This is a genomic window from Inhella sp., from assembly GCF_027532025.1.
In the GTDB taxonomy this organism is placed as follows: Bacteria; Pseudomonadota; Gammaproteobacteria; order Burkholderiales; family Burkholderiaceae_C; genus Inhella.
Genome location: NZ_JAPZSY010000109.1, coordinates 1 through 7,860, shown reverse-complemented (window position 1 = coordinate 7,860; position 7,860 = coordinate 1). Strand labels below are relative to the sequence as shown.

Sequence of the window (7,860 nt, the reverse complement as noted above, 5' to 3'; positions counted from 1 at the left end):
TCCAGCGTGTCGGCCATGCGGCCCACGCGATCGTGTTGCTTGACCAGCAGGTACTTGCTTTGGATCTGCTCGCGCGTGGTGTCCTTTTGGGGCGGGTAGAAGTCCTTGATCAGCTTGAACACGAAGGGGAAGCTGGGCAGGTCGAACACCAGCATGACCATGCCCTTGATGCCGGGCGCGATGCGGAACTTGTCGGAGCTGTGGCGCAGGTGGTAGAGCAGGTCCCGGTAGAACAGGTTCTTGCCGTGTTTTTGCAGGCCGATGGCGTTGTACAGCTCGGCCCGCGGCTTTTTGGGCATGAGCCCGCGCAGGAACTGCACGCAGGCGCTGGGCACCTCCATGTCCACCATGAAGTAGGCGCGGGCGAAGCTGAACAGCATCAGCAGGTCGTCCTCGCCGAAGAGCATGGCGTCGACCACCAACTGGCCGTTGGCGTCGTGCAGGATGGGCAAGGCGAAGGGGATTTCGCGAAAGCCGTTGACGATCTTGCCCACGATGTAGGCGCCCTTGTTGCGGAAGAACAGGCTGGACAGCACCTGGATCTGGAAGTTGGTGCGCCAGCGCTCGCCCCCGAGGCGGGCTTGCACGGCGTCCATCACGTGCGCGGCGTCGCGGGCCGGGTTGGCGAAGGGGCGTTGCAGCTGGAAATTGGTGACGATGCGCCGGAAGGTGTCGGCCAGCTTGCCGGGCTCGGGGTAGTAGGCGCGGTAGGTGGGGGTGGCGGCGGGCTCGTCGTTTTCGATGTACTCGGTGCTCACCGCCGGGCGCACGAACAAGAAGCTGTTGTGAAAGTAGCTGTGGTGCAGGATGCGCGTGCAGACCGAGTTGAAAAAGGTCTCGGCCAGCTCGGGCTGCAGGTGGTCGGTCAGCAGGCCGATGTAGTGCAGCTTGACCTGTTGCCAGACTTCCATCGGCAGCCGGCTGGCGTCAAAGCGGGCTTCCAGCAAGGCGACGTTTTCGCCCACGCGCTGGTCGTAAAACTCGATCCGCTCGGCCTGCGCGCGTTGTTGGCCGTGCCAGTCGGCGGCTTCGAAACGTGCCTTGGCTCGAGCCGTGGTCTCTCGGAAGAGGCGGAAGTGGCGGTTGAAGCCGCCCAGCAAGGCCTGTGCGATGTCGTGGGCGCGGGGGTCGTTGAGCTGATGGGGAAACACGTCGAACTCCATCGGTGGGCACAGGGTGCCAGCCTATCCGGTCGCCACCCAAGCCGAGGGATGGAGCATCCGCGCGGCACGAAGTCAGGGGCGTCTGACCGCTCAGCGCGACAGATGTCCGTCGCTCACGGCTCGCCCAGGTAGCGCCGAGCCACCCGCGCCAAGCCTTGCTGGTACGCCGGCATCACCTCGTCGAGCGCGTTGGCGGTGATGCGCAGGTCTTCCAGCAGGCCGTTGTGCAGGCCGTAGACCCAGCCGTGGACGACCACCGTCTGACCGCGCTCCCAGGCGTCCTTGACGATGGTGGTGTGGCACAGGTTGCGCGCTTGCTCCAGCACGTTCAGCTCCACCAGGGCGTCCAGCCGGCGGGCGGGGTCGTCGATGCGCTGCAGCAGGCCGAGGTGGGCGTCGCGCACGTCCTGCACGTGGCGCAGCCAGTTGTCCACCAAGCCGGCGCGCCGCCCATTCAGGGCCGAGCGCACGCCGCCGCATTGGCTGTGGCCCACGACGATGATGTGCGTGACCCGCAGCACGTCCACCGCGTACTGCACCACCGACAGCGCGTTCAAGTCGCTGTGCACCACGAGGTTGGCCACGTTGCGATGCACAAACAGCTCGCCCGGCAGCAGGCCCACCAAGTCGTTGGCGGGCACGCGGCTGTCGCTGCACCCGATCCACAGGTACTGCGGCTCTTGCTGCGACAGCAACTTGGTGAAGAAGCCCGGCTCGCGGGCCTCCATCTTGGCGGCCCACTTCTGGTTGTTGGCGAACAGGTTGTCGAGGGCGTCGCTCATGGGGCCGGGGTCGGGAGGTCGTCGCGCACGGCGGCGTAAATGTGTCGGTCGATCACCCGGCCGCGCTTGTAGGCGCTGCGCCGCTGAACGCCCTCCAGCACCATGCCCGCGCGGCGGGCCACGCCCATGCTGCGGGTGTTGCCTTCGTGGATGGGGGCGAACACGCGGGTGATGCCGTCTTGCGCCAGGCCACGCGCGACCATGAGGCGCGCGGCGTGGCTGGCCACGCCTTGCCCCCAGTGGGCCGGGGCCAGCCACCACCCGGTTTCGAGGTTGCAGCGCTGGAAGCCGTCCAGTGGCGACAGGCCGCAGCCGCCTTGGGGAATGTCGTGCAGGCAGAGGGCCCAGTTGTCGCCCGTCGTCCGGTGCCCTTCCTGCACCCACCAGGCCGCGTCCTTGAGGGTGTACGGCTCGGGCCAGGTGTCGCTCATCCAGCGCAACACCTCGTCGTCGTTGGCCGCGCGGGCCAAGGCTTCGGCGTCGGTGCTTCGCCAGGGGCGCAGCGTCCAGCCTGGGTGGGGCAGGGCCAGCGTCGGCAGGCTCATGCGGGGCGGGGCATCTTGCCGCCCATCCAGCCCAGCGGCCCCAGCAGCAGGCTGCAAGCGAACACCCACCACAGGGTGAAGGTGCCGCCTTCGAAGGCCAAGATGCCCAGCGAGCGCAGCACCAGCACGGCGATGGCGGCCATGCCCAGCAGGGTGCACAGCGCGCCGGCGCCGCGCGTCAGGCCCTGGATGGGGCCGTCGTTGGCCGCGGCCACGAAGAGGCCGTAGCCCAGCAAGGTCAGGCCGGGGTAGGCCAGCCAAGCCGTCCAGCCGGGTTGCAAGCTGCTGAAGCCCACGGCGGACGCCGTGAGCACCCCGCCCGAAAGCAGGCCCAGCACCACCATCAAACCGCCAAAGGCCAGCATCAACATCACATCGTCTCCGCGAAGAGTTCTCGGCCGATCAGCATGCGACGGATTTCGCTCGTGCCGGCCCCGATCTCGTACAACTTGGCGTCGCGCCACAGGCGACCCAGCGGGTACTCGTTGATGTACCCGTTGCCACCATAAATCTGGATGCCTTCGCCGGCCATCCAGGTCGCCTTCTCGGCGCACCAGAGGATGACGCTGGCGCAGTCCTTGCGCACTTGGCGAACGTGACCGGCGCCCAGCAGGTCGAGGTTCTTGCCGACCGTGTAGCAAAAGGCGCGGGCGGCCTGCAGCACGGTGTACATGTCGGCCACCTTTCCCTGGATCAGCTGGAACTCGCCGATGCTCTGGCCGAACTGCTTGCGGTCGTGGATGTAGGGCACCACGTTGTCCATCACCGCTTGCATGATGCCGATGGGGCCGGCGGCCAGCACGGCGCGTTCGTAGTCCAGGCCGCTCATCAGCACCTTGGCGCCTTGGTTCAGGCCGCCCAGGATGTTCTCGGCGGGCACCTCGACGTCTTGGAACACCAGCTCGCCCGTGTGGCTGCCGCGCATGCCCAGCTTGTCCAGCTTCTGCGCGATGGAGAAGCCCTTCATGCCCTTCTCGATCAGGAAGGCGGTGACGCCGCGCGCGCCCAGCTCGGGCTCGGTCTTGGCGTAGACCACCAGGGTGTCGGCGTCGGGGCCGTTGGTGATCCACATCTTGCTGCCGTTGAGCAGGTAGTAGCCGCCCTTGTCTTCGGCCTTGAGCTTCATGCTGATGACGTCGGAGCCGGCGCCGGGTTCGCTCATGGCCAGCGCGCCCACGTGCTCGCCGCTGATCAGCTTGGGCAAGTACTTGGCGCGTTGGGCCTCGTTGCCATTGCGCTTGATCTGGTTCACGCACAGGTTGCTGTGCGCGCCGTAGCTCAGGCCGACCGAGGCGCTGGCGCGGCTGATCTCTTCCATGGCCACCATGTGCGCCAGGTAGCCCATGTTGGCGCCGCCGTACTCCTCGGGCACGGTGATGCCGAGCACGCCCAGGTCGCCCATCTTGCGCCACAGGTCCATGGGGAACTGGTCGCTGCGGTCGATCTCGGCCGCGCGCGGGGCGATCTCGGCGTCGGCAAAGGCGCGCACGGCGTCGCGCAGGGCGTCGATGTCGTCGCCGAGTTGGAAGTTCAGGCCGGGGAGGTTCATGGCAAGGGTTACTTCGTGTTTCGTGGAGCCTGCCATTCTAGGAAGGGCTCTCTAGGGAGGTCTTTACGATCGGGCCATGCACGTCCAACAGATCCTCTTCAGCCAAGGCTTTGGCACCCGTCACGAATGCACCGGCATGGTGGTCAACGGCCAGGTGAGCCTGGCCGGCCGCGTGCTCGACGACCCCTTCGAGGACTTGGACACCGACGGTCTCGTGCTGCACGTGAACGGCGAGGCGTGGCCCTACGCCGAGAAGGCCGTGGTGCTGCTGCACAAGCCGGCGGGCTACGAGTGCAGCATGAAGCCCAAGCACCACCCCAGCGTGTTGAGCCTGCTGCCCGGCCCCTTGCGCGTGCGCGGCATCCAGCCCGTGGGGCGCCTGGACGAAGACACGACGGGCCTGCTGCTGCTGACCGACGACGGCGCTTTGATCCACAAGTGGACGCACCCCAAGCGCAAGCTGCCCAAGGTGTATGACGTGACCCTGAAGCACCCCATGGATGAGGCCGCCCGGCAGAAGCTGTTGGCCGGCGTGGTGCTGGACGACGACCCGGAGCCTGTGGTGGCCAGTGCGGCCGAGTTGCTGACGCCGACGCTCTTGCGGCTGACCATCACCAGCGGCCGCTACCACCAGGTCAAGCGCATGGTGGCGGCGGTGAGCAACCGCTGCGAGGGCTTGCACCGCAGCGGGTTTGGCCAGCTCAGCGTGCCGCCCGACCTGAAGCCCGGCGGCTGGGTCTGGGTCGATCCCTCGGCCGTTTAAGGCTGAGCCGAGGGGGCCTGCGCGGCGGTTAGCCCCAAGCGCTGGCCGATCTCCAGCACCAGCTCGCTCTGGTTCAGCGCGTAGAAGTGCAGGCCTGGCGCGCCGCCGGCCACCAAGCGCTCGCAGAGGCGGGTGATCACGTCCAGGCCGAAGGCGCGGATCGAGGCCGCGTCGTCCAGGAAGCCTTCCATCTTCAGCGCCACCCAACGGGGGATGTCGATGCCGTCGCGCTGCGCGAACTGCGCGATGCGGTGGAAGTTGTGGAAGGGCATGATGCCCGGCACGATGGGCTGACTGACCCCGAGCTTGCGCGCCTCGTCCACGAAGTGGAAGTAGGCCTCGGGGTTGAAGAAGAACTGGGTGATGGCGCCGTCGGCGCCGGCCTTCATCTTGTGCGCGAAGTGCTGCAGGTCTTTGGCGGCGTAGCGGCACTGCGGGTGGGTCTCGGGGTAAGCGGCCACCTCGATGTGCCAGTCGGCGCCTTGCGTTTCGCGGATGAAGGCGACCAGCTCGTCGGCATACCGGAACTCGCCCAAAGACGCCGTGCCGCTGGGCAGGTCGCCGCGCAGCGCCACCACTCGGCGGATGCCCTGGGCGCGGTACTCGGCCAGGATCTCGCTGATGGTCTCGCGCGTGGCGCCCACACAGCTGAGGTGCGGGGCGGCCTGCGCGCCGGTGGCGGCGATGGCCTTGACCGTGGCCAGGGTCTTCTCGCGCGTGGCGCCGCCGGCGCCGTAGGTGACGCTGAAGTACTCGGGCTGCAAGCGCTGCAGCGCGGGCACCACCTGGTTCAGCAGCTTGTCGTGCCCCACGGGGGTGTTGGGCGGGAAGAACTCGACCGAAACCGGAACTCGGGTCATGACTCGATCCAAATGAAGAACTCGCGGTTGCCGTCGCCGCCGGCGATGGGGCTCGCGAAGTAGTCGCGCACCCGCAGGCCCAGGGCCTGCACGGCGTCGCGCAGTTTGTGCTCGACCTCGGTGTACGAGGCCTCGTCCTTGACCAAGCCGCCCTTGCCGATCTGACCGGGCTGCAGCTCGAACTGCGGCTTGACCAGCAGCAAGAGCGTGCGCGCCAGCGGGGCCACGGCGGGCAGCACGAGCGTGAGCGAGATGAAGCTGAGGTCGCCCACGGCCACGTCGAAGGGGTCGCCCCCCACGGCTTCCAGCGTCAGTTCGCGGGCGTTGATGCCCTCGAGGCAGCGCAGGCGCGCGTCGCCGCGCAAGCGCGGGTGCAACTGGCCGTGGCCCACGTCCACGCCGACCACCGAGGCGGCCCCGGCGTGCAGGCAGACCTCGCTGAAGCCGCCCGTGCTTTGACCGAGGTCGAGCACGCGCTGATCCCTGAGGGCCAGGCCGGTGTGCGCCAAGGCGCCTTCCAGCTTCAGGCCGCCGCGCGAGACCCAGCGGGTCTCGGCGTCGTCGGTCACCCTCAGCTCGCAGCGCGTGGGCAGGACGTCGCCGGCCTTCTTGGGCGCGGCCCAGCCTTGCGGACCGAGCCACTGCACCGCCCCGGCCGCGATCAGCCGCTGGGCGGCCGACCGCGTGGGCGCCAGGCCGCGCTGGACCAACAGTTGGTCCACGCGCGTGGTCAAGGCAGACAAATCAGTACCTGTACGTGTCGCCCTTGAAGGGGCCTTGCGGCGTCACGCCGATGTACGCGGCCTGGGCGGGCGTCAGCTCGCTCAGTTGGGCGTTCAGCGTCGTCAGCTGCAGGCGGGCCACCTTCTCGTCCAGGTGCTTGGGCAGCACGTAGACCTTGCCGGTTTCGTACTTGTCCTTGTGGGCGTAGAGCTCCACCTGGGCCAGGGTTTGGTTGGCGAAGCTGGAGCTCATCACGTAGCTGGGGTGGCCCGTGCCGCAGCCCAGGTTCACCAGGCGGCCCTTGGCCAACAGGATGATGCGCTTGCCGTCGGGGAACACGACGTGGTCGACCTGCGGCTTGATCTCTTCGAAGGTGCAGCCTTCCAGGCCAGCGACGTCGATCTCGTTGTCAAAGTGACCGATGTTGCAGACGATGGCGTTGGGCTTCATCTTCTCCATGTGGGCGCGGGTGATGACGTCGCGGTTGCCCGTGGCGGTGACGAAGATGTCGGCCTTGTCCATGGCGTACTCCATGGTCACGACGCGGTAGCCTTCCATGGCGGCCTGCAGCGCGCAGATGGGGTCGATTTCGGTGACCCAGACCTGGGCGCTCAAGGCGCGCAGGGCCTGGGCCGAGCCCTTGCCCACGTCGCCGTAGCCGGCCACGACGGCGATCTTGCCGGCGACCATCACGTCGGTGGCGCGCTTGATGGCGTCGACCAGCGATTCACGGCAGCCGTACAGGTTGTCGAACTTGCTCTTGGTGACGCTGTCGTTCACGTTGATGGCGCGGAACAGCAGCGTGCCCTTGGCGGCCATCTCGTTGAGGCGGTGCACGCCGGTGGTGGTTTCCTCGGTCACGCCGATGACCTCGGCGCTCTTGCGGGTGTACCAGGTGGCGTCCACGGCCAGCTTGGCCTTGATGGCGGCAAAGAGGATGCGTTCTTCTTCGCTGCCCGGGTTGGCCAGCACCGAGAGGTCTTTTTCGGCCTTCTGGCCCAGGTGCAACAGCAGGGTCGCGTCGCCGCCGTCATCCAGGATCATGTTGGGGCCTTCGCCCGGCGTGCCCGGGGCACCGGCAGGGGCCCCTGCGGGTCCCGTGCCGAAGTCAAAGATGCGGTGCGTGTAGTCCCAGTAGTCCTCCAGGGTCTCGCCCTTGTAGGCGAACACCGGCGTGCCGCGGGCCACCAGCGCGGCGGCGGCGTGGTCTTGCGTGCTGAAGATGTTGCAGCTGGCCCAGCGCACTTCGGCGCCCAGGGCCTGCAGAGTTTCAACCAGCACGGCGGTCTGGATGGTCATGTGCAGGCTGCCCGTGACGCGGGCGCCCTTCAGAGGCTGGCTGGGGGCCAGCTCGCGGCGGATGGCCATCAGCGCGGGCATCTCGCCCTCGGCGATGTTGATTTCCTTGCGGCCCCATTCGGCGAGCGACAGGTCGGCGATGTGGAACTGGTCGGTGGAAATGGGTTTGGCAACGG

9 protein-coding genes are annotated in these 7,860 nt (G+C 67.6%); 1 reads left to right on the top strand and 8 read right to left on the bottom strand.

All coding sequences use genetic code 11. The features are described from left to right. The 5 genes from aceK to O9335_RS13720 all read right to left on the bottom strand — a co-directional run. Positions 1-1,151, bottom strand: a 1,151-nt coding sequence (aceK, locus tag O9335_RS13740; RefSeq protein WP_298389053.1) for a bifunctional isocitrate dehydrogenase kinase/phosphatase, incomplete at its 3' end; no start/stop codon positions are given. A 125-nt stretch (positions 1,152-1,276) separates the two neighbouring features. Beyond that, positions 1,277-1,945, bottom strand: coding sequence for a carbonate dehydratase (can, locus tag O9335_RS13735; RefSeq protein ID WP_298389051.1), 669 nt, complete (start codon positions 1,943-1,945; stop codon positions 1,277-1,279). Continuing rightward, the gene (locus O9335_RS13730; RefSeq protein WP_298389048.1) at positions 1,942-2,490 is read right to left on the bottom strand and encodes a GNAT family protein; all 549 of its coding nucleotides are present in this window, start codon (positions 2,488-2,490) and stop codon (positions 1,942-1,944) included. Before O9335_RS13730 ends, can begins: the two co-directional genes overlap by 4 nt. Continuing rightward, positions 2,487-2,861, bottom strand: coding sequence for a hypothetical protein (locus O9335_RS13725; protein WP_298389046.1), 375 nt, complete (start codon positions 2,859-2,861; stop codon positions 2,487-2,489). The genes O9335_RS13730 and O9335_RS13725 overlap by 4 nt, the downstream gene beginning before the upstream one ends. Next, the gene (locus O9335_RS13720) at positions 2,861-4,039 is read right to left on the bottom strand and encodes an isovaleryl-CoA dehydrogenase (RefSeq protein WP_298389044.1); all 1,179 of its coding nucleotides are present in this window, start codon (positions 4,037-4,039) and stop codon (positions 2,861-2,863) included. Before O9335_RS13720 ends, O9335_RS13725 begins: the two co-directional genes overlap by 1 nt. 76 nt (positions 4,040-4,115) lie before the next feature. Between O9335_RS13720 and O9335_RS13715 the strand changes: the two genes are divergently transcribed. Beyond that, complete coding sequence (locus O9335_RS13715) at positions 4,116-4,802, top strand: 16S rRNA pseudouridine(516) synthase (protein ID WP_298389043.1); 687 nt, start codon at positions 4,116-4,118, stop codon at positions 4,800-4,802. Here O9335_RS13715 and metF read toward each other — a convergent pair. From metF to ahcY, 3 genes are read right to left on the bottom strand one after another with little or no spacing between them, the layout of a single operon-like run. Next, positions 4,799-5,662 carry a methylenetetrahydrofolate reductase [NAD(P)H] gene (metF, locus tag O9335_RS13710; protein ID WP_298389040.1) on the bottom strand — a complete coding sequence of 288 codons (864 nt, stop codon included), beginning with the start codon at positions 5,660-5,662 and terminating at the stop codon, positions 4,799-4,801. The genes O9335_RS13715 and metF overlap by 4 nt on opposite strands. Next, positions 5,659-6,405 carry a TlyA family RNA methyltransferase gene (locus tag O9335_RS13705; protein ID WP_298389039.1) on the bottom strand — a complete coding sequence of 249 codons (747 nt, stop codon included), beginning with the start codon at positions 6,403-6,405 and terminating at the stop codon, positions 5,659-5,661. The genes metF and O9335_RS13705 overlap by 4 nt, the downstream gene beginning before the upstream one ends. Before the next feature lies 1 nt (position 6,406). Further along, positions 6,407-7,846 (bottom strand): adenosylhomocysteinase, encoded by a 1,440-nt coding sequence (ahcY, locus tag O9335_RS13700; RefSeq protein ID WP_298389055.1) that lies wholly within the window; start codon positions 7,844-7,846, stop codon positions 6,407-6,409. Positions 7,847-7,860 lie beyond the last annotated feature (14 nt).